Source organism: Planococcus koreensis, assembly GCF_004761975.1.
Taxonomy (GTDB): domain Bacteria; phylum Bacillota; class Bacilli; order Bacillales_A; family Planococcaceae; genus Planococcus; species Planococcus koreensis.
On sequence record NZ_RQII01000035.1, the window covers coordinates 1 to 22,497 of the forward strand.

The following is a 22,497-nucleotide window of genomic DNA, read 5'->3' on the forward strand; positions in this document are numbered from 1 at the left end:
CCGCCCGCATCAAGCGGTTCCAATGACTTCCGTTGCTCCCCTGAATATGGTTAAATGAAGATAGAACCATTGTTTTCAGCTCCTTTTGGGTGGGTGGGTATTTCGGAAGTTCTGTGATTGGTACTTCTTGTATACCCAGAAAACAATGGTTCTTTATGTTGTCATCTATCTATTTTACATAGTAGGGTCTTCGGCACGTACTGTCCCGCAGGAGTCGCCGTCTTCCGCTTCATTCCAAGGTATTTCTTAATGGCGGGTTATTTCTTTTACTGAAGGACACGGAAGGTATACTTTCTGCAGTTTCTTCCATGTTCTCAAGATATGAAGCAAAACAGTGGAGAAAATCTTACTGCTCCTGTCTCTGCATCACTTCGCCCTTCGCGACATTAAAAGCCGTTGCAGCTGTTTTGCAGAATATCGGCTCAATCAGAAAAATGATTTACCGTTCTCGACAAACTCGACAAAAGGCCGGAAGCAAAAATGCTTCCGGCCTTTTGTCGTTTATTTATCGTACGCCTCTCATATAGCGCTGGATGGTTGGAGCTAATAGGAACAGGATGATACTCAGGACGATGGATGCTCCACCGATGATACCGAAATACATCATTTCGTTTTCAGCTGAGTAGAATTTCACGAGCTGTGCGTTGATTGCTTGCGCGGCTGCGTTTGACAAGAACCAAAGGCTCATCGTCTGCGCTGAGAAAGCGGCAGGGGCCAGCTTGGTAGTTGCTGATAATCCGACAGGCGACAAGGCAAGTTCACCTAATACGATGATCAAGTAGCTCAGTACAAGCCATAACGGATTCACCAGTGTATCCGGTCCGCCGAAATAGGCAGGAAGCAGGATGACCAGGAACGATATTCCGGCAAACAGCAAGCCGAGCGAAAACTTCTGCGGTATGGAAGGCTGGCGGCTGCCAAGTTTAACCCACATCCATGCGAACACAGGAGCCAGCACAATGATGAACAATGGGTTCAGCGACTGGAACCATGCAGGTGAAATCGTGATGCCCGCAAATTCAAGGTCTGTGCGTGTGTCAGCGTATGCTGCAAGGATGGTCGATCCCTGCTCCTGGATTGCCCAGAACATGACCGATGCGATGAACAAAGGAATGTAGGCCAAGATGCGCGAACGTTCCACTTCTGTCGTTTTTTTGCTGCGGTACATGACCACAAAATAAGCAGTCGGCAGCAAAATCCCAAGAATACCGACTGATGCGATAAAGCTGTCGAACGTCAGGAAGCCAGTTTGCAAGCCAAGATAGACGATGGCAGCAATGGCAATGGCGCCGATTGAGAAAACTTTGATGGTTCTTGATTTTTCGGAAGGAGTCAAAGGGTTTGCAACCACAGTGCCAGCCAAACCGAGGTTTTTCTTTTTCGTCAGCATGAATACAACAAGCCCGAGGAACATGCCGACTGCGGCAATGCTGAAGCCCAGGTGGAAGCTCATATTCATGCCGACTGTACCGACGATCAACGGCGCGATAAATGCACCCATATTGATCCCCATGTAGAAGATGCTGAATCCGGCATCGCGGCGGTCATCGTTCTCAGCATAAATTTCACCGACGACACTGGAAACATTCGGCTTCAGTAAACCGGTACCAAGGACGATGAGTACCATGGAAACGAAGAAAAGCGGCAGACTGCCAGGAATGGCCAAAGCAATATGACCGAACATGATGAGTATTCCGCCGTAAAAGACGGCTTTCGATGTGCCGAATATTCGATCGGCTAACCAGCCGCCGATGACGCCGGACATATAAACAAGAGATCCATAAATGGACATGATGGAAAGGGCCGTTGTTTGGTCCAGTCCAAGTCCGCCGTCGGAAAGTTCGTAGTACATGTAAAAAACCAGGATGGCTCTCATGCCGTAATATGAGAAGCGCTCCCAAAATTCAGTAAAGAATAAAGTAAACAATCCTTTTGGATGGCCGAAGAAACCTTTTTGCGGCACTGTGTTCACGATGTCTTGGCGATTATATTTGTCAGACATCTTACTACCTCCTTTTTACGTATGCTAATATAATACTTTTTTTAAGTATGAAAATCAAAAAAAACTTAAAAATTAGTAAAATAGGCGCTAAATTTAAATTTTTCTGTAAGACTATTTAATACTTACTTTTAAATAGTTTTATTAGAATAATAAATGAATTTAAAACAGTGGAACTTTTCTTGAAATGGAAGTGGAATGGCAAATAAGTAGCCAAACGGATCGAACTAAAGAATATAGTAAGTATTTATGTACCATAATAACCATTTATTAGGTATTCGCGCGAAAATTGTCGAAAAAGGTCAATAAATGTACACATTTTTGTCTGAATATTATAGAAATATATTGTATAATGTTCTAAGTTACTGTATATTTTAAATAGTTAGAATTTAATATAAAGGAGTAGGAAAACTAATGAACGATTTAGGCAAAAAAATCAAAGACCTGCGAGAAGAGAAAGCATTGACTCCGGAGCAGTTGGCAGAAAAGATCGGATTTGCTAAAAGTACGATTTGGGCCTATGAGAGCGGCAAAAAACAAATTACTGTAAGCCATTTAACGCGTTTAGCTGATTTCTTCGACGTTTCTGTTGACGGATTATTGGACCGCACCGAAAAAGTCATAGACTTGGACCTGCAAAACGCTTCATCTATAAGTGATTATAATTTAATGCTCGACAATAAGCCGCTCGATCACAACGAGATTGCGGAAGCAGCATCTTACATCCAAGTAAAACGCCGCATGGGAAGTTATGGGGCAGCTAATTAAGCTTTGATGAACCATTATTTTACAAAAGCATTGAAGAAGTCCATTCTCTAATGAGTGGACTTTTTGTTAATATTAGGCATTTTAAGAGAAATAATTATATATCTTAAATAACTAAATATTCGGAAAAATGATATAATTGAACTATATTACTATTCGAATAATCTGTCGTTGTCATTTTTACCAATAATTGAGATGCACATGAAAATTCATGAACTTATTTTTCCGTAAGGCAGGCGATTCCAGATGGATAGATATATATTATACGAAACATACCGTTTGGCTATTTTGATTGATTTAATACAGCCTGCCGAGCTGATTCGGGAAATCGACCTTTATATTACGGCTGCTCCTGTGGAAGAGATTCCACATGTCTTTTACGTTTTGTCGCTTGCAAGCAACCGCAGGGTCATGCTGGAGCTGCTGACGGACCTTGCCAAAGGTGTGGACCAGGAATTGCCAAGCCATATTGTAGCGGGGCTATTGCATGAACGCCGGGATCAATACGATTCCACGGAATTGTATCGCAAGGCTGGTATGCTTGCTTCTTTGTTGAGTGATCCCGAAGAAGATGTCGCGGTGGAGTTCAAAGAGCTCGCCTATCGAAATGAAGTAGCGCAGCAAGCATACGGCAGCCGCTTCAAACGCAAAAAAACAAGAGAACGCATGCTGGCAAAAAATGAACAGGAGCTGCAAAACGGTTTGGCAAAATATGCTGGCTTTGCACAGCATTTCAGTTTTCAGGAATGGGGACATTAATATAGAAGAAACCTTATAAAAGACTGGCAAAAAAGCGGGTGGAAATCCGCTTTTTTGATTTGGAGTTTAATGCCTGTGATGCCGGGAAACCATTAAAGAGACTATAAATTTAATGGAGGCTGATCGAATTGGGTAAAACGATTTTCATTACAGGAGCTGGGAGCGGCTTAGCGAAAGGCGCTGCAATAGGATTAGCGAAAAAAGGGCATCGCGTCATCGCGCCGGTTGAAATAGCACCTCAAGTGACATCGCTGCGCGAGGCGGCGAAAGCGGAAGGTGTCGAATTGGAAGTTTTCAAAATGGACATTACGAATCCACAGGATCTGGCGCAGATGCTGGATTACGATTTCGATATATTCGTAGCGAATGCAGCAATCAATGAAGGCGGTCCGCTCGGTGAAGTGCCGATGGCGAATTTCCGCAAGCTGTTCGAGGTGAATGTTTTCAGTACACTTGAAACGGCGCAAATTGCTGCCCAAAAGTTTGTGGAAAAAGGACGCGGCAAAATCATCTTCATGTCTTCGATGGCAGGCATCATGCTACGCCGTATGTTGGACCTTATACTGCCACCAAGCACACGATTGAGGCGATTGCGGAAACGATGCAAAAAGAGCTGAAAGAATTCGGTGTGCAAGTGGCAACAATCAATCCAGGAGCCTTTGCTACCGGCTTTAATGACCGGAGTGCCGAAGCGAAGTGGAAATGGTTTGATGAAAAAATCCACTTTACCCGCAAAGAGGATATGGAAGAGGCTGAAAAAGCGCTCGAAGATCAATACGATCCGGAGGCTATGATTGAAAAAATGGTTGAAATCATTCCGCTCGACAACCATAAATTCCGGACTGCTTTCCCGGAAGAAACGGAACAGCAGATGAAAGAAGAAGAAGCAAAACGGTGGGACATGGAAATTTAAATACGGGAATCCGGGAAACTGTTCCAGAAGCCTAGGCTGATGGAACAGTTTTTTGCTGCAAGGTATTTTCTGCGATTTCGGAAAGCGAAAAAAGCGGCAGGAATGTGATAAGCTGTTAGATACGAGACGAGTTTTGGGAGTGTTTTATTGTGTTGGAAGAAGCGAGAAAATTACTGCAGACGCATTTTGGCTATGAGACATTCCGAACGGGACAGGAGCAGGCGATTTCACAGGTGTTTGAAGGGCAAAACACAATTTGCGTCATGCCTACGGGCGGAGGGAAATCGATGTGTTACCAGATTCCCGCTTTGGTCATGGAAGGCACGACGATTGTCGTGTCACCGCTGATTTCGTTGATGAAGGATCAAGTAGATGCATTGTTGGCAGCCGGCATTCCAGCTGCTTATATAAACAGTTCACTGGGTTTTGAAGAGGTGCGGGAAACTTTGCACGATGTCCAGCGAGGGGCGATTAAATTATTGTATATCGCGCCGGAACGGTTGGATTCGGAAATGTTCCTCAACGAATTGCAAGGCGTTCAAGTGCCGCTGATTGCGGTCGACGAAGCACATTGTATTTCGCAATGGGGGCATGATTTCCGTCCGAGCTACCGGCTGATCAGCCGCATGGCGGGGCTGTTTCCGAACAATCCGACCGTATTGGCCCTGACAGCAACTGCTACTCCGCAGGTCAGAGAAGACATTTGCCGCATCCTTGATATTGAAGAGGAACATACGGTCATGACCGGATTTGAACGCGCAAACTTGTCGTTTTCGGTCATCCGCGGACAGGACCGCGACCGCTATGTAAAAGAATACGTCCAAAAAAACGAAAAAGAAGCCGGCATCATCTACGCGGCGACGCGCAAGACAGTCGATTCCGTTTATGACATGCTGATCAAAAAAGGGGTCAAAGCCGCCAAATACCATGCAGGCATGCCGGATCAGGAGCGCAAAAGCGGCCAGGAGCGTTTTTTGAATGACGAAGTGACGGTCATGGTAGCCACTAATGCATTCGGCATGGGTATCGATAAATCCAATATCCGCTACGTCATCCATTACCAATTGCCGAAAAATATGGAGAGCTATTACCAGGAAGCGGGCCGTGCAGGGCGCGACGGGCTGCCGAGCGAATGCATCGTCCTTTATGCTTCGCAGGATGTCCAAACGCAGCGTTTTCTGATCGACCAGGCTCAGGATCCTAGCCGGATTCCGGGAGAACTGGCTAAATTGCAGGGCATGGTGGATTATTGCCATACCGAAAATTGCCTCCAGCAATTCATCATCTTTTATTTCGGCGACACGGGAGCAGAACCATGCGGCCATTGCAGCAGCTGCAGCGATGAACGCGAAAGCCTCGATGTCACGACGGATGTCCAGATGGTGTTGTCGTGCGTCGTCCGCATGGGGCAGAAATTCGGCAAGATGATGACGGCTCAAGTATTGACCGGTTCGCGCAATAAAAAAGTGCTCGATTTCGGATTTGATAAATTGTCGACGTACGGCATTTTAAAGCATCATAATGCGAAAGAAGTATCGAATTTGATCGAGTTCATGATTTCCCAGGAACTGCTGGCTGTTGAACAAGGTTCTTTCCCGACGATTTACGTACCGGACGGCGGGCGGGATGTATTGCTCGGCAAGCGCCGGGTTCTGCGCAAAGGCGCCGTAGCGACGAAACAGATCACCCAGAACGATCCAATGTTTGAAGAACTGCGTAAAATCCGCAAAAAACTGGCGGACGACGCGGGCGTACCGCCGTTTGTTATTTTCTCTGATAAAACACTTCAGGATATGTGTTCCAGAAAGCCGAAGTCCGAGGAAGAGTTTCTTGAAGTGAATGGCGTCGGAACAAGTAAATTAGAGAAGTACGGAGAAGCATTCTTAACTGCCATCCGTGACTTTCCTGAAGCTGAATAAGTGAATTGTCAAGCTGCCGAGAAATTATCGGCAGCTTTTTTTGTTTCATTTAAATAGAGGGAATTTAATTTTTTTATGCATAAATTTCGGCGTGAAAATGCCTTTAAAACAGGATTTATACGAAAATATGTAGATGCGTAGCCTTTTAATGAAACCGTTTTCATTATTCTGACGTTAATTTTATTTGATAAAAGCGTATATATATTCAATAAACATGCTATAATATTCTGATATTATGACACTCTACTGAGTTAAAGGAGGCGATTTGATGAGAAAGAAAGAGTATCCAGCCGCACAAGGGCTTTATCATCCAGATCAAGAACATGAAGCATGCGGTATTGGCATGATTGCAAATATCAACGGAGAAAAATCGCATTCGATTGTTCAAAATGCCATCAACATTCTTTGTAACCTCGAACACCGCGGAGGACAATCTTCTGATACTAGCACTGGCGATGGAGCCGGCATCCTGACACAGATTCCTCACCGTTTCTTCTATAAACAATGCGAAAAGGAAGGGATCGCCCTGCCGGCTGAAGGCCGCTATGGCATCGGCATGGTGTTTATGCCACAGGATTACGATTTGCGCATGCAGACGAAAGAGGTCATCAAGCGCATCATCGAAGAAGAAGGGCAGAAATGCCTTGGCTGGCGCCCTGTCCCGGTAAACGATTCGTTTGTCGGAAAAGTAGCCGCCAAGACCAAGCCGGTTATCCGCCAAGTGTTCATCGAGGCGGCTGATGAGCTGGAAGACCGCATGGCGCTTGAACGGAAATTATACGTGATCCGGAAGCGCATCGAAATGGAGATGGGCAGCAGCCCTGATTACAGCGATGTCTATTTCAGCAGCTTGTCAGCGGGCACGATCGTTTATAAAGGAATGCTTATTCCAGAACAGCTCGACTCGTTTTACATTGACCTCAACCATCCCGAATTCAAATCGGCGTTGGCATTAGTTCACTCCCGTTTCAGCACCAATACATTCCCGAGCTGGCAGCGGTCGCATCCGAACCGCTATTCGATCCACAACGGCGAATTCAACACACTTCGCGGCAACGTCAATTGGATGCGCGCGCGGCAAGTATTGTGCAACTCCCCTTATTTCACGGAAAAAGATATAGAGAAAGTTTTGCCTGTCATCGATGAAAGTGGAAGCGACTCATCCATGTTCGACAATTGTTTCGAATTCCTTCATTTATCAGGGCGTTCGCTGGCCCATACGGCCATGATGATGGTTCCAGAGCCTTGGGTTAACGACCCGACAATTAAACAGGAAAAACGAGATTTTTACGAATACCACAGTACGTTGATGGAACCGTGGGATGGGCCGGCTGCATTGGTCTTCACGGACGGCAAGCAGATTGCAGCCTGCCTGGACCGCAATGGCCTGCGCCCAGCGCGCTATTACGTGACGAAAAGCGGCATGATCGTCTTGGGTTCTGAAGTTGGTGCCCTTGATATTTTTGCGGATGACATCGTCTATAAAGAGCGTCTGCGCCCTGGGAAAATGCTATTGATTGATTTGGAAGCGGGTAAAATCATCCCGGATGAAGAAATCAAACTCCAAATAGCAGCTGAGCTGCCGTACCGTTCATGGATTGAAAACAATATGCTGGACCTGGCAGATATTCCTGAACCAACTGCAGCGCCTAACTATGCCGATACGGAAGACTTACTCGTACAGCAATTGGCATTCGGGTATACGACAGAAGAAGTCCAAAAAATCATCAAACCGCTCGCGACAGACGGCAAAGATCCGGTGGGTTCAATGGGATACGATTCGCCCCTCGCGGTGTTGTCGAAAAAACCGCAGCTCTTATACAGCTATTTCAAGCAATTATTCGCACAAGTGACGAATCCGCCGATTGACGCCATCCGCGAACACATCATTACAGCGGCACAGACCACAATCGGGGCGGAAGGCAATCTTGTCCAACCCGGTCCGGGAAGCTGCCGCCATATCCGCTTGGAAACTCCTGTCTTGACGAATGGCCAGTTGGAAAAACTGCGCCAGCAGCAACTGCCTGAATTCAAAGCAGTGACGCTGTCGATTTTATTTGAAGCGGCAGGTGGAGCGCAAGCGCTGGAACAGAAACTGGAAGAGCTTTTCATCCAAGCTAACGAAGCGTTTGACGCAGGCGCGACATTGCTGATCTTATCTGACCGCGGTGTGGATCAACAGCATGCAGCGATACCGGCTTTGCTGGCGGTATCCGGCCTGCACCACCATCTGATCCGCCAAGGCACCCGCACACGGATGAGCATCCTCCTGGAGTCGGCTGAACCGCGGGAAGTGCATCATTTCGCTGCATTGCTGGGCTATGGAGCTGAAGGGATCAACCCATATTTGGCGTTCAAGTCAATCGGCGACCTCGTGGATACCGGCGATGTCGGCGGTGTTTCTTACGAAGAGGCAGAAGCGGGCTATATCAACGCGGTAACGGACGGCATCATCAAAGTGCTGTCGAAAATGGGGATTTCCACTATCCAAAGTTACCGAGGCGCTCAAATTTTCGAGGCAGTCGGCATACACATGGATGTCATCGACCGCTATTTCACCCGTACATCATCGCGGCTTGGGGGGATCGGCCTCGATATCATCACGAAAGAAGTGCTGATGCGCCATGCCCAAGCTTATCCGGAGCGTGAAGGCGGGAACCATGCGCTTGAGCCCGGGGACGAATACCAATACCGTGCAAACGGCGAAACGCATCAATACAATCCAGTAACCATCCATACATTGCAGCAGGCATGCCGGACGAATAATTACAAAACGTTCAAGAAATACAGCGGCTTGCTGACGGCTGAAACATCCAATGTGCAATCTTTACGGGGCTTGCTGGAATTCAAGGAACAAGCTTCTGTTCCGATTGACGAAGTGGAGACAATCGAACAGATCTGTGCACGCTTCAAAACCGGTGCAATGTCATTCGGTTCCATTAGCCAGGAAGCACACGAAGCTTTGGCGATTGCAATGAATCGAATCGGCGGCCGCAGCAATTCCGGAGAAGGCGGCGAACAGACCTCCCGCTTTACGCCGGATGCCAACGGCGACAATCGCCGCAGTTCAATCAAACAAGTGGCGTCGGGCCGCTTTGGCGTGACCAGCCATTATTTAGTCAATGCCGATGAAATTCAGATAAAAGTGGCACAAGGCGCGAAACCTGGAGAAGGCGGCCATCTGCCCGGCAAGAAAGTATATCCGTGGGTAGCAGAAGTCCGCGGTTCAACACCAGGCGTCGAACTGATTTCACCTCCGCCTCATCACGATATCTATTCAATCGAAGATTTGGCGGAATTGATTTTTAACTTGAAAAACGCCAATCCGCAAGCACGCATCAGCGTCAAGCTGGTTTCTGCTGTGGGCGTTGGCACAATTGCTGCCGGCGTTGCGAAAGGGCGTGCAGATGTCGTACTCATCAGCGGCTACGACGGCGGAACAGGCGCAGCACCGAAGACGAGTTTGAAGCACACCGGCCTGCCGTGGGAAATCGGCTTGGCTGAAACGCATCAGACCTTGCTGCTAAATGGCTTGCGCGATCGCATTGTCGTTGAAACCGACGGCAAAATGATGACAGGCCGCGATGTTGTAACGGCAGCCCTTTTGGGAGCGGAAGAATTCGGTTTTTCTACAGCCCCGCTAGTTGTCCTTGGCTGCATCATGATGCGCGTTTGCCATATGGACACGTGCCCGGTCGGCATTGCGACGCAGAATCCGGAACTGCGCAAGAAGTATATGGGCGACCCGGAACATGTTGCGAACTTCATGCGCTTTGTAGCGCAGGAAACGCGTGAATTGATGGCGGAGCTCGGTTTCCGCACAATCGACGAAATGATTGGCCGCACAGATGTGCTCCAGACGAAAGAGGACATCGACCATTGGAAAGCGAAAGGCTTGGATCTGTCAGCGTTGCTGCATCAGCCGGACCTGCCGGAAAAAGTCGGACGCTACGCCACGGTCAAACAAGACCACGGCCTGGAGCAGACGCTGGATGTCCAGGAATTGCTGCCGCGTTCCAAAGACGCTATTGAAAACGGTACACGCATCGAATTGACGACTGCCATCCGCAATATCCACCGGGCAACCGGCACGATTATTGGCAGCGCGATTTCTAAACGCTACGGTGCGAAAGGGCTGCCGGAAGATACCATCAATTTCAATTTCCGGGGCTCAGCCGGCCAAAGTTTCGGTGCGTTCATTCCGAAAGGGATGACCTTGAAATTGATCGGCGACGCCAATGACTTTGTCGGAAAAGGCTTGTCGGGCGGTAAAATAATCGTCTATCCTGCACCTGATTCGACATTCATCCCGGAGAAAAATATCATCATCGGCAACGTGGCGTTTTACGGAGCGTCAGCGGGCGAAGCCTATATCTATGGTGTAGCCGGCGAACGTTTTGCAGTCCGCAACAGCGGCGCGAAGATTGTCGTAGAAGGGGTTGGCGACCACGGCTGTGAATACATGACCGGCGGACGCGTAGCCATCCTTGGCACAACAGGCAAGAACTTCGCAGCCGGCATGTCGGGCGGCGTCGCATATGTGCTGGACGAAGACGGCACATTCGGTACGCGCTGCAACCCGGAGATGGTCCATATGCAGCCTCTTGCTGAACCGGCTGAAATGGAAGAACTCCGCGGCATGATCGAAAACTATGTACGTTACACAAATAGCGCAAATGGCAAACGGATCTTGGCGTATTGGGATATCTTTTCAGCGAAATTCATCCGCGTGATTCCGAAAGCTTATTTGAAGATAAACGATCGCATCGATAAGCTTCAGCAAAGCGGCATGGCACGAGGGGACGCTGAAATGGCGGCCTTTGAAGAAAGCAAAATGGCGGGAACCGGAAAATAACCGAGGAGGAGGGATTCGATGGGCAAACCAACTGGATTTATGGAATATAACCGGCAGACACTCAAAGAACGCGTTCCACAAGAGCGCGTCAAGGATTGGTCGGATTACACCGTTCCGCTGTCGGATGAAGAAGTAAGCAAACAAGGCGCGCGCTGTATGGATTGCGGCGTGCCTACTTGCCAAACGGGCATGGAGCTGGAAGGCGCTACAACTGGCTGCCCTGTAAACCACCTGATTCCGGAGTGGAACGACCTTGTTTACCGCGGGCAATGGAAAGAGGCCTTGCACCGGGAGCATATTATGAATAATTTCCCGGAATTCACGGGGGCGGCGTGTCCGGCTCCATGTGAAGGCGCTTGTGTCCTTGCCATCAACGAACCGGCAGTCGCGATCCGTACAGTCGAACGTTCGATTATCGAGAAGGGCTTTGCGGAAGGCTGGGTAGTGCCGGAACCGCCAAAAACCCGCACCGGCAAAAAGGTTGCAGTTATTGGTTCTGGACCTGCTGGCCTGGCAACTGCTGCGCAACTGAATAAAGCCGGACATTATGTGACGGTATTTGAACGCAGCGATCGCGTCGGAGGGCTTTTGACGTATGGCATTCCCGAAATGAAGCTTCCTTATGATATGGTGATGCGCCGCGTCAAAATTCTGGAGCAGGAAGGCATCACATTCATCACGAACACCGAAGTCGGCAAAGATTATCCGGTTTCCTCCCTGCGTTCCGATTTTGATGCAGTCGTCATGTGCGGCGGTGCGACTGTCCACCGCAATGTCGATGTAGCGGGACGCGATTTGGAAGGGATCCATTACGCAATGGATTTCCTCCACAGCAATACAAAGAGCCTATTAGATTCAAATTTGGCGGATGGCCAATTTATTTCAGCTGAAGGCAAAAATGTCATCGTCATCGGAGGCGGCGATACAGGAACGGACTGCCTGGCAACAGCGGTCCGCCAGAATTGCCGCAGCCTTGTGCAATTCGATGTCTACGACCAAAAAGGTGCGTTGCGCGATGAAGCCGGCAATCCATGGCCGCAGTATCCAAAAGTTCATCGCGTCGAATACGGCCAAAAAGAAGCGGCTGCCGCTTTTGGACATGATCCGCGCGCATTTGCGGTCATGACGAAAAAATTTGTCGGCGATGAAAATGGGGCTGTCAAAGAAGTCCATACCGTCAACGTCAAACTGAAAATTGATGAGCAGGGGAACCGGATCCGTGAAGAAATTCCAGGCACTGAAAAAGTCTGGAAAGCGGACTTGGTGCTGCTGGCAATCGGTTTCAGCGGACCGGAACAAGGGCTGATCCAGCAACTAGCTGTAGAAACGACGGCAAAGTCTACCGTCAAAGCGGAATATGGCAAATACACCACCAATGTGGAGGGGGTATTCGCTGCAGGAGATATGCGCCGTGGCCAAAGCTTGATTGTCTGGGCAATCAACGAAGGCCGCGAAGCCGCACGCGAATGCGACCGCTACCTTATGGGCTCGACTGTATTGCCGTAATAACATCAAAAATGGAAAGGCCGGAAGAAATTCCGGCCTTTTTTGATGCTAAACACCTTTGTGTCAATAATAATCCTTTTATTGTAAAGGATTGACAAATTATATTGTACTATGACAATGGTTCTTATATACTAAGATAGAGGACTGTCGACATTAAAATATTTCAAATACTGGAATCTCAGGGGGAGTTTTCACTATTTGAAGACCAAAAACACAGGATGCCTCAACTAACCGACCCGACTGGAGGAAAGAGAATGTTCAAGAAAAATGTAATTGCTGCAATTCTTACAGTAATGCTTACAGTAATGCTTGGCACATCGGCATTTGCTGCAGGAGATACTTCCGTAACACCGGAGATTGCGCAAGGATTGTCTGATATCGAGCTGGTAAATAATCAAATCTACGCTGAAATCGCCGAAGCACAAGGGGAAGCGGATGAGTTGTATGCTGACTACCTATCTAATTACGCAAATGCTTACGATGCAGAGACTAAAGCCGCGTTATGGGCTAAATACGATGAAGAAGTATCGGCTTTGATCCATGAGCTCGATATGAAGACTAGAGAAATGACACGTGTTGGCGTGGAAAATGCTAATGCTGCAGGCATCAATGTCGCGATTGAATGGATCCCGGTTAAGTTCCCGGACCGCATTGCTATGATTGATCCAATGGTAGTTATCGATTGGTAAGAGCTATTGTCTAACATTAGAAAGATAGAGTACTATGGAGTATAGGAATCTATACTCCCATATTTTTTTGGAAGGAAGTGTGTTTGTGGACGGTTTGAACATATTGAAAAATGGTTATTTGGAAACCGTAAAAAATGGATCGACTTCCCTTAGCTTATTAGGTCGCGGCAGCGGTATTGAAATGATGAAACAAACAGTACTAAAAGATAAATTAATAATACTTTTTCCAGGAGATGATCCTGATGTTCAAGAATTTTTCTATATTCTTTCTGGTGAACTGGAAGTGGAAGTTGATGGTGAATTAATAAACCTTGGAGCAGATGATTTTTATTCTTCCAAAAATCTTAAAGAAGCAGTGCATTTTACTGCAAAAACAGATGTGACTTTCCTTTCAGTTTCTACACATCCAATTTTTCATTCTCTTAGCGATGAGATTAGCGAATTACGTAAAATCGGAGAAATAGTGGAACGAAAAGATCGGTATACTTTTAAACATAGCTCGAGAGTTTCCAAGTTCGCAGTAAAAACGGCTTCAAAAATGGATTTAGGAAGAGACCGTATACATAATTTATTCATAGCTTCCATCCTTCATGACATAGGCAAAATCAACATTCCTGAAGAAGTCCTGAAAAAACCCGCAAAATTGACTGACGAGGAATTTGCGCTCGTCAAAAAACATCCTGGCGACGGTGCTGACATGCTCCGGAAAACAGCTTATGCGGATCTTGCGGACATTGTTGAGCAGCATCATGAGCGGATAAATGGCCGCGGCTATCCTTTTGGCTTGAAGGGCGACGAAATATTGACGGAAGCGAAAATCATCGGTGTCTGTGATACGTTTGATGCGATGACGGAAGACAGAGCTTACCGAAAAGCTTTTAGCGCAGAATATGCAATGGCTGAAATCAGGGAATTGGCTGGCGTCCAATACGATCCTGAAGTGGTCGAGGCGTTTTGGCAGGTGCTGAAAGAAGAAGGCAAAATTCAATAATGTTCCTCTCTTTTAGACACCTCTTTTACTGGCAGGTGTCTTTGTTTTTTCCATTTAAAGGTTTGAAAAGATTCGAAATAGTCAATACTAAATAACACAGGATTTTAAAATTAAAAGGAGTGGTAATCGATGGCTAGAAAATCAAGCGGGACATTCGGTAAATTAGTGTTATTAGGAGTTGGTGCTTTAATCGGTGCCGCAATGACACAGAAAAAAGAAGGGCAAACAGGTACTTCTTCAACACAAGCTGGAAATCTGAAAGAATCTGTCGTTAAAGGGCTTGACCGTCTTAACGAGCAATCAGGCGGCATGGTCGATAAAGTGAAGCCGAGCGTCAACAAAGCGGTTGAAGCTGTGAAAGGCGCTATTGAAAGCCAGCAGCAGATGATGAATAAAGAAAAAGATGCATTGGACAAAGCCAATGAGACCTTGAAAGAGAATGTCGGCAGTTCAACTAGCACAACAGGTACGGGTACTGCAGGATCAAGTTCAACAGGTACAACGAGTACAGGAACAACTGGCTCAAGTTCAACAGGCACAACAAGCACAGGTTTCACTGGTACCGGTTCAACTGGCTCTGGCATGACAAGCTCTGACAAGTCGGGCAGCGGCACGTCGGGCACTGCGGGCGGTTCATCTTCTACAACAGGTGTATCTGCAACGTCAGGAACCACTCCAAGCGGCGGCGCGTTTGGCGGCGGCACAGCTTACAGCGAATCACTGAAAAAGAATAAAGATGACGATAAGTCAAAAAATAACTAATTTTTCAGTTAAATGTATATTCTATTTGAAAAATAAGATAAAATGAATACAGGAAAAGCTATAGCTCGCAAAAAAGAGCCATAGCTTTTTTTGTATATATTGGATGCAGCAAAATGATTTAAGGAGGGTATGTATGTTCGAATCGTATAATGTAAAGCCATTTTTTGATGAAATGTTTACAGCGCAAGGCACGGCGAAACCCCATTACCGAAAGTTCTATGAAAAACTTCAGCAGTTTTCCGAAGAAGAGCTGAAAGAAAAGCATGAAACAGCCCAGCTGTCTTTTCTCAGGCAAGGGATTACATTCACGGTCTATAACAATAATGTCGGTACAGAGCGGACAATGCCTTTCGATTTTGTGCCGATCATCATCTCCCCGGAAGAATGGGATACGATTGAAAAAGGCATGATTCAACGTACAGAAGCCTTAAACCGCTTTTTAGATGATGTCTATCATAACCAGAAAATCCTCGAAGACGGAATAATCCCCAGAAGACTGGTAGAAGAAAATCCCTATTATTATGCAAAACAAGTGCAAGGAATCAATGTGCCCTTGAAAAACCATATATTTTTAGCTGGCATCGATTTGATTCGCGACGAACATGGAAAATATCATGTGCTTGAAGACAACCTGCGAAACCCCTCTGGAATGTCGTATGTTTACCAAAACCGTTACGTTATGCGGCAAGTGTATCCAGAATTCTTCAATAATCATTCCGTGCATGCGCTGGAGCATCAAATGTCATACCTGCATGAAGCGATTCTTGATCATGCTCCTAAAACGACGAACGACAAGCCGTTTGCTGTCCTTTTAACCCCCGGAATGTACAATTCCGCTTATTACGACCACGTTTTTTTGGCCCAGCAAATGGGCATTGACCTGGTTGAAGGAAGGGACCTCATTGTCAAAGACCACATTGTCTACATGAAATCGATCCGCGGGCTCAAGCGTGTAGACATCGTTTACCGCCGCATCGATGATGATTTTCTGGACCCGGAAGCTTTCCGCGAAGATTCGGCACTGGGCGTGCCAGGCTTGTTGGACGCTTACCGCCACGGGAACGTCGCTATTTTGAATGGAATTGGCAATGGCGTTGCGGATGACAAGGCGATTTATGCGTATGTCCCGGAAATGATCCGCTATTATTTGAACGAAGAACCGATCATCGATAACGTGAAAACTTATTTGCTTGATAATCCGGAAGAACGGGAATGGGTACTAGAGCATCTGGAGGAACTGGTCGTGAAAAACGTCGGGGCTTCCGGAGGCTACGATATGCTTGTCGGACCCCATGCATCGAAAGAGCTGATCGAAGAATTCCGGGCGAAAATCATCGAGACCCCCCATCAATACATCGCCCAGCCGACAATCAAATTATCCCGCGCTCCCGCTTACCAAGGTGAGGATTTTTACCCGTGCCATGTCGATTTGCGCGTCTTCATCATGAGAGGGAAAAATACGCGCGTCCTTCCTGGAGGATTATCGAGGGTGGCGCTTAAGCGCGGATCTCTCGTAGTCAACTCTTCGCAGGGCGGCGGCGGAAAAGATACCTGGGTCTACCGGGAGAAGGATGACAGGGGGGAACACGATGCTAAGCCGAGTAGCTAATTCTTTGTACTGGATGTCCCGCAATGCCGAGCGGGCGGAAAATAATGCGCGGATTTTGGATGTCCAGCTTTTGCAGATGATCGAAGCTTCCGATGAAGAATTGGTCAGAGACAGCGACTGGAAACTGATTTATGAAATATGCGCTTCAAGTGAAGAGCTCAGCCGTATAAAGTCGCAGGAGCATTATGAAGAAGACCAGCTGGTTCAATATCTTTCATTTGATGAAGGCAATATGAATTCCGTTGCAAATTGTGTCCGGACCGCCCGCGAAAATGCTCGCGTCAGCCGCGACCATATCACGGATGATTATTGGCAGACCTGGAACCGCTGTTATTTGGCTTTGCAGGATGTAGAAGCGGGCCAATGCACGGCCAAAGATGTCGGCAAGTTTTTGGAACGCGTCAAATTCACTTCGCTGACGTCGCAAGGGATTATTGAAGCGGCCATGTCACGCGGAGTCGGCTATCAAATCATCAAAATCGCCAAGTGGCTCGAGCGTGCTGAAAAAACCGCCCGGATCTTGAATGTCGTCTGTGAGCGGACTTACGAACAACAGTTGAAAGCCCAAACGGAAGATTATTATTACTGGCTTTCTGCGCTGCGCATGACCAACGCGTATGACGCGTATTTAAAAGCGAATCCACCAAAAATGGATCCGCGCCAAATACTTGATTTCCTTATTTCCAATCAAAGCTTTCCGCGTTCGATCCGCTATTGCCTGGATCATGTACGGGCAGCAGTGGAAGAGTTGGAAGACAGCAAGATTTCCCATTATTCGTGGGAGCTCTATGCAAAACTCGACGAAGTGCGGACTGAGTTCAACGAGCTGAATTTGGATGAACTATCAACAGATGGAATGATGGAGTTTCTGAATCATTTCCAGGACGGCTGCAATGAAATCAGCCAATTGTTCTCAAAAACCTATTATTTAATCGATCCTTCTTCAGAACAGTCTGGACAAAGCCAGTCACAGAATGCAGCAAATCAGATGGGCACGAAGGGAATAACTACTATGAAGTATAAAATCGAGCACACCAATATTTTTAAATACGAAACGATTGTCGACCAAAGCATGAACTCCATCCGCCTTAAGCCGAAATCCGATGAATGCCAGCGCCTGCATTCTTATCGTGCGGATATTACGCCAGCCTCATTGACAAAAGAGCATATCGATATTTGGGGCAATAATGTGGAAACCTTTTTCATTGCAGAGCATCACCAAAATCTTGAAGTGAAAGCGACGTCGACTGTCAGCATCCAAAAAAGCCCGTTTATCCACCGCATCGATTATTCACCGGAAATGAACGCCATCTTCCATTCGAATTTATTTGCGGAACAATATTTGGCCTACCTGAGCAATACGGCATATACGTATCTGACGCCGGAACACATCAGCCAAGTGGATGAAGCACTCGGCGAAATGTCGAATCCGGTCCAGTATTCGATCGATGTAATGAATTACCTGCACGACCGTTTTACGTATGACGGCGAGTCAACGGACGTATCAACACGGGCGGAAGAGTCGTTCGATTTGATGAAAGGCGTCTGCCAGGACATCACGCACGTCATGCTTGGGATATTGCGCGCCAAAAACATCCCGGCGCGCTATGTCAGCGGCTATTTATACGTCGGCGAGAACTCAGCGTTGATCGGCGATGCAGCGAGCCATGCATGGGTTGAAGTGATGGTTCCGGGCATCGGCTGGGTCGGCTTGGACCCGACGAACAATGTAGAAGCGCTCGAGCACCATATCCTTGTCGGGGTAGGGCGCGATTACAATGATGTCAGCCCAGTGCAAGGCGTCTACAGAGGCGGCAGCCAGTCGCTTGACGTCAAAGTATCGGTCAGCCTGCTCGACCAATAAGCAGCAAACCAGCCAGCGGAGCAATTCCGCTGGTTTTTTAATTGCCAATCGGCAAGATAAAACTTAATAATCGCTTAACGTGTGAAAGAGCGATATCCGTGCGATAATAAAACAACGTGTATATTTTTGAACGGAGAAGGAGCAATAATTATGACTGAAAAACAATTTACTGATTTTACGATCAGCGAACCGATCTTGAAAGCATTGGACGGGCTTGGCTATAAAAAACCGACAGAGGTGCAAGAAAAGGTCATCCCGGTCGCTTTGGCCAAAACGGATTTAACTGTGAAATCACAGACAGGGAGCGGGAAAACCGCTTCTTTCGGAATTCCGATCTGCGAATTGCTCGATTGGGAAGAAAATAAGCCGCAGGCGCTGATTTTGACGCCGACGCGTGAATTGGCAGACCAGGTAAAAGAGGACATTACGAATATCGGCCGCTTTAAGCGCATCAAGGCAGCAGCGGTATACGGCAAACAGCCTTTCGCTTACCAACAGGCTGAATTGAAGCAGAAATGCCATGTCGTTGTTGGGACGCCTGGACGGGTTCTGGATCATATTGAGCGCGGCACAATCGACTTGAGCAAAGTTGCTTACCTGGTGCTTGATGAAGCGGATGAAATGCTGAACATGGGCTTTATTGAACAAGTGGAGACGATCATCACGAAGCTTCCGGAACAGCGCACAACAATGCTGTTCTCGGCCACATTGCCTGAAAACGTCGAGAAGCTTCAGCGCAAATACATGACCGACCCTGAACACATTGAAATCGAATCGACGGATACCATCACCGACCGCATCGCCCATTCGTTGATCCGTGTGGAGGAAAAGAGAAAGTTTGCTGTGCTGCGCGATTTGACAATTGTTGAAAATCCGGACAGCTGCATCATTTTCTGCCGTACGAAAGACAATGTCGACTTTGTTATGGAACAGCTTGAAAAGCATCATTACACGTGCGAGAAATTGCATGGCGGCATGCTGCAGGAAGACCGTTTTGCAGTGATGAGCGAATTCAAGCGCGGCGAGTTCCGTTACCTGGTGGCTACGGACGTTGCTGCTCGCGGCATTGATATCGACAGCATCACGCATGTCATCAATTATGATATTCCGTTAGAAAAAGAAAGCTATGTGCATCGTGCCGGCCGGACGGGGCGTGCAGGCAAGACGGGGAAAGCCATTACGTTCGTAACACCGCATGAAGGAAAATTCCTCGCGGAAATCGAAGCGTATATCGGCTTTGAAATCGAAGAGCGCATGGCGCCTTCAGCCAGAGAGGTCCACGCAGCAGAGCCTGCCTTTACGGAGAAGCTCGAAACACAGCCAAAGCTGAAAAAGAACAAGAATGAGCAAGTGAACAAAGACATCATGAAATTGTATTTTAATGGCGGCAAGAAAAAGAAATTGCGCGCATTTGATTTTGTCGGCACGCTGACAAGCATCCCTGGCGTCACCGCTGAAGACATCGGCATCATCAAAATCCAGGATACGGTAACGTACATCGATATCCTTAACGGCAAAGGGCCGATGGTATTGAAAGCGATGAAAGATAAGACGATCAAAGGCAAGACCTTGAAAGTCCATAAAGCGAATAAATAACAGAAGACTGTTCTTTGTGAACGTTTCAGAGTTGTCGGCAATTTGCCGGCAACTCTTTTATTTTGTAATAAATACTTGCTGTTCCGGGTAAAAAGCTTCTCTCTGCAACTTAATAATTACAAATGTCATGAAAAATAGTCGAATTGTAATGGTATAGGCGTCTAACTGTTACAGAACTGTAATGTTTACGTGTTATTTTGTTTGTACTGCAAAAACAAACAAAGGAGCGAACAAATTGAAAAAACTACTAATTGTCTTAAGCTTTGCACTAGTTTTATTTCTTGGCACGTCTCTAGAAAGTTCAGCAGCTTCAAATACATACACGGTTAAAAGTGGGGACACTTTATATAAGATTTCTAAAACGCATAAAGTATCAGTCAGCAACCTGAAAACATGGAACAAACTTAAATCAAATACCATCCACCCAAAACAGAAATTAAAAGTGAAAGGCACGGCAGTGAAAACAGCTGCTAAAGCGAAAGCAAAAACGCCTTCACGTTCAACTTCATCGAATGTAGTTAAAGAATTTACAGTTTCTGCTTCAGCTTATACAGCATCTTGCGCTGGATGTTCCGGCATTACGAAAACGGGTATCAACTTGAAGAAAAACCCAGGTTTGAAAGTAATCGCGGTTGATCCGAGAGTCATCAAACTAGGAACGAAAGTTTATGTTGATGGCTACGGCTACGCAGTTGCAGGCGACACAGGCGGCGCAATCAAAGGCCATAAAATCGACGTCTTCATCCCAACTAAGAGCGCGGCTCTGAAATGGGGACGCAAAAACGTCAAAATTAAAATCTTGAAATAAGCTCATTGAAATACCCGATGCCTCAGGCATCGGGTATTTTTTTATTTAGTAAAGAAGTTGAAAGATACGCTATCGACAAAATATCTTTATTAATAGAGCACGATTAGACCTCTCCAAAAAAGATAAAAAATCTGAAAAATGATAAAATGGAAATATCTTATAAACGTGCGGATTAAACATATCGCTAGTCATTTGGATGTTAAAAATATATAATGTTTGTATAAGAAATGTCTAACTATTATAGGGAGTTAGTCTAAAATGGGGGTTAAGCCATGAAAGAGCGGATGATAGTAATAGGCGCAGGCCCAGGCGGCTTGGCGGCGGCGATGCTGCTGGCGAGCAAAGGCTATAAAGTGGATGTCTACGAGAAACAAGACAGAGTAGGAGGGCGCAATGCAGAATTGCGTCTCGGCGATTTCAAATTTGATACAGGGCCGACATTCTTAAGCATGATTCACATTGTGGAAGAGCTGTTTGAAGCATCCGGCCGCCAATTGAAGGATTATATGGAAGCAATCGAACTGGATCCGATGTACGAATTGCGTTTTGAAGACCAGAACCTGATCATGACACGCAATTATGAACAGATGAGAAAGCAGATTGATGAGAATTTTAAAGGCGATGGTGAAGGCTATGTCCGCTTCATGAAAGACAACGCGAAAAAATTGGAGGCGCTGACGCCGCTGCTGCAATCGCGCATGGACAAGCTGATCCACATGATGCAGCCCAACGTCATCAAAGCGCTGCCTCAACTGGAAGTCAACAAAACCTTATATGATGTTTTGTCCCGCTATTTTAAAGATGAGCGATTGAAGATGGCTTTTGCGTTTCAGTCAAAATACCTTGGCATGTCCCCGTGGGAATGCCCAGGCGCGTTTTCCATCCTTTCTTATATGGAGCATGCATACGGCATATTCCACCCAATTGGCGGCGTCAACCAGCTTTCGCAGGCGATGGCCAAAGTGGTTGAAGAGTTGGGCGGCACCATCCATTTAGGTCAAGGCGTTAAAAAATTAGTTATTGAAAATCGTTCTGTAAAAGGCGTTGAGCTGGAAGACGGTTCTGTCGAATTGGCAGATGAAGTCGTCATCAACGGTGATTTTGCGCATGTCATGACCCATCTTGTAGAACCGGGCATTTTGAAGAAATACAGTCCGCAAAAATTGGAGAAGAAAAAGTATTCTTGTTCAACGTTCATGATGTACCTGGGGCTTGATAAAAAATATGACCTTTCCCACCATACCATCATCTTTTCGAAGGACTATAAAAAGAATGTCGAGGAAATCACCAATACGCGCATGCTTTCGGCAGATCCCTCGATTTACGTCCAGAATGCCAGTGTAACCGATCCGACGTTGGCGCCTGAAGGCAAGTCGACGCTTTATATCCTGGCGCCGGTGCCGAATAATTTCAGCGATATCGGATGGGAGCAGGAAAAAGGTGCTTTCCGTGAACTTGTTCT

At 46.8% G+C, this 22,497-nt stretch carries 14 protein-coding genes and 1 pseudogene; 14 read left to right on the forward strand and 1 reads right to left on the reverse strand.

All coding sequences use genetic code 11. From position 1 onward, the window contains the following. Positions 1–505: 505 nt before the first annotated feature. Positions 506–2,002: a peptide MFS transporter gene (locus EGV91_RS08500; protein WP_135502648.1), complete on the reverse strand. Its 1,497-nt coding sequence runs from the start codon at positions 2,000–2,002 to the stop codon at positions 506–508. A 411-nt stretch (positions 2,003–2,413) separates the two neighbouring features. Between EGV91_RS08500 and EGV91_RS08505 the strand changes: the two genes are divergently transcribed. From EGV91_RS08505 to EGV91_RS08570, 14 genes and pseudogenes are all read left to right on the forward strand, one after another. Continuing rightward, complete coding sequence (locus EGV91_RS08505; RefSeq protein ID WP_135502651.1) at positions 2,414–2,767, forward strand: helix-turn-helix domain-containing protein; 354 nt, start codon at positions 2,414–2,416, stop codon at positions 2,765–2,767. A gap of 243 nt (positions 2,768–3,010) precedes the next feature. Further along, positions 3,011–3,523 (forward strand): hypothetical protein, encoded by a 513-nt coding sequence (locus EGV91_RS08510; protein WP_135502653.1) that lies wholly within the window; start codon positions 3,011–3,013, stop codon positions 3,521–3,523. A gap of 128 nt (positions 3,524–3,651) precedes the next feature. Further along, positions 3,652–4,436: pseudogene (locus EGV91_RS08515) on the forward strand (SDR family oxidoreductase). A gap of 149 nt (positions 4,437–4,585) precedes the next feature. Then, entirely contained in the window at positions 4,586–6,355 is a 1,770-nt protein-coding gene (recQ, locus tag EGV91_RS08520) for a DNA helicase RecQ (protein ID WP_135502655.1), read from the forward strand. Between the two features lie 268 nt (positions 6,356–6,623). After that, positions 6,624–11,210, forward strand: a complete 4,587-nt coding sequence (gltB, locus tag EGV91_RS08525) for a glutamate synthase large subunit (protein ID WP_135502658.1) — start codon at positions 6,624–6,626, stop codon at positions 11,208–11,210. Positions 11,211–11,228: 18 nt separating this feature from the next. Continuing rightward, positions 11,229–12,716 (forward strand): glutamate synthase subunit beta, encoded by a 1,488-nt coding sequence (locus EGV91_RS08530; RefSeq protein ID WP_135502660.1) that lies wholly within the window; start codon positions 11,229–11,231, stop codon positions 12,714–12,716. Between the two features lie 254 nt (positions 12,717–12,970). Continuing rightward, positions 12,971–13,405 carry a hypothetical protein gene (locus EGV91_RS08535; RefSeq protein ID WP_135502662.1) on the forward strand — a complete coding sequence of 145 codons (435 nt, stop codon included), beginning with the start codon at positions 12,971–12,973 and terminating at the stop codon, positions 13,403–13,405. An 85-nt stretch (positions 13,406–13,490) separates the two neighbouring features. Further along, positions 13,491–14,396 carry an HD domain-containing phosphohydrolase gene (locus EGV91_RS08540; RefSeq protein ID WP_135502664.1) on the forward strand — a complete coding sequence of 302 codons (906 nt, stop codon included), beginning with the start codon at positions 13,491–13,493 and terminating at the stop codon, positions 14,394–14,396. Positions 14,397–14,525: 129 nt separating this feature from the next. Then, positions 14,526–15,158, forward strand: a complete 633-nt coding sequence (locus tag EGV91_RS08545; RefSeq protein ID WP_135502666.1) for a hypothetical protein — start codon at positions 14,526–14,528, stop codon at positions 15,156–15,158. 133 nt (positions 15,159–15,291) lie between these two features. After that, entirely contained in the window at positions 15,292–16,767 is a 1,476-nt protein-coding gene (locus EGV91_RS08550) for a circularly permuted type 2 ATP-grasp protein (RefSeq protein WP_135502668.1), read from the forward strand. Beyond that, positions 16,748–18,631 (forward strand): alpha-E domain-containing protein, encoded by a 1,884-nt coding sequence (locus EGV91_RS08555; RefSeq protein ID WP_135502670.1) that lies wholly within the window; start codon positions 16,748–16,750, stop codon positions 18,629–18,631. Before EGV91_RS08550 ends, EGV91_RS08555 begins: the two co-directional genes overlap by 20 nt. A gap of 150 nt (positions 18,632–18,781) precedes the next feature. Beyond that, on the forward strand, positions 18,782–20,227 hold the full coding sequence (locus EGV91_RS08560; protein WP_135502672.1) for a DEAD/DEAH box helicase: 1,446 nt from the start codon (positions 18,782–18,784) through the stop codon (positions 20,225–20,227). 235 nt (positions 20,228–20,462) lie between these two features. Beyond that, positions 20,463–21,035 (forward strand): 3D domain-containing protein, encoded by a 573-nt coding sequence (locus tag EGV91_RS08565; RefSeq protein ID WP_135502674.1) that lies wholly within the window; start codon positions 20,463–20,465, stop codon positions 21,033–21,035. Positions 21,036–21,307: 272 nt separating this feature from the next. Then, positions 21,308–22,497 (forward strand): phytoene desaturase family protein (locus tag EGV91_RS08570; RefSeq protein WP_135502676.1); only part of this gene is annotated, 1,190 nt, incomplete at its 3' end.

Bases quoted from the DNA above. Each gene is read 5' to 3' on its own strand.
- EGV91_RS08530 (WP_135502660.1), top strand. From the start codon at position 11,229: ATGGGCAAACCAACTGGATTTATGGAATATAACCGGCAGACACTCAAA.
- gltB (WP_135502658.1), top strand. From the start codon at position 6,624: ATGAGAAAGAAAGAGTATCCAGCCGCACAAGGGCTTTATCATCCAGAT.
- EGV91_RS08545 (WP_135502666.1), top strand. From the start codon at position 14,526: ATGGCTAGAAAATCAAGCGGGACATTCGGTAAATTAGTGTTATTAGGA.
- EGV91_RS08560 (WP_135502672.1), top strand. From the start codon at position 18,782: ATGACTGAAAAACAATTTACTGATTTTACGATCAGCGAACCGATCTTG.
- EGV91_RS08555 (WP_135502670.1), top strand. From the start codon at position 16,748: ATGCTAAGCCGAGTAGCTAATTCTTTGTACTGGATGTCCCGCAATGCC.
- EGV91_RS08550 (WP_135502668.1), top strand. From the start codon at position 15,292: ATGTTCGAATCGTATAATGTAAAGCCATTTTTTGATGAAATGTTTACA.
- EGV91_RS08505 (WP_135502651.1), top strand. From the start codon at position 2,414: ATGAACGATTTAGGCAAAAAAATCAAAGACCTGCGAGAAGAGAAAGCA.
- EGV91_RS08535 (WP_135502662.1), top strand. From the start codon at position 12,971: ATGTTCAAGAAAAATGTAATTGCTGCAATTCTTACAGTAATGCTTACA.
- EGV91_RS08510 (WP_135502653.1), top strand. From the start codon at position 3,011: ATGGATAGATATATATTATACGAAACATACCGTTTGGCTATTTTGATT.
- EGV91_RS08500 (WP_135502648.1), bottom strand. From the start codon at position 2,002: ATGTCTGACAAATATAATCGCCAAGACATCGTGAACACAGTGCCGCAA.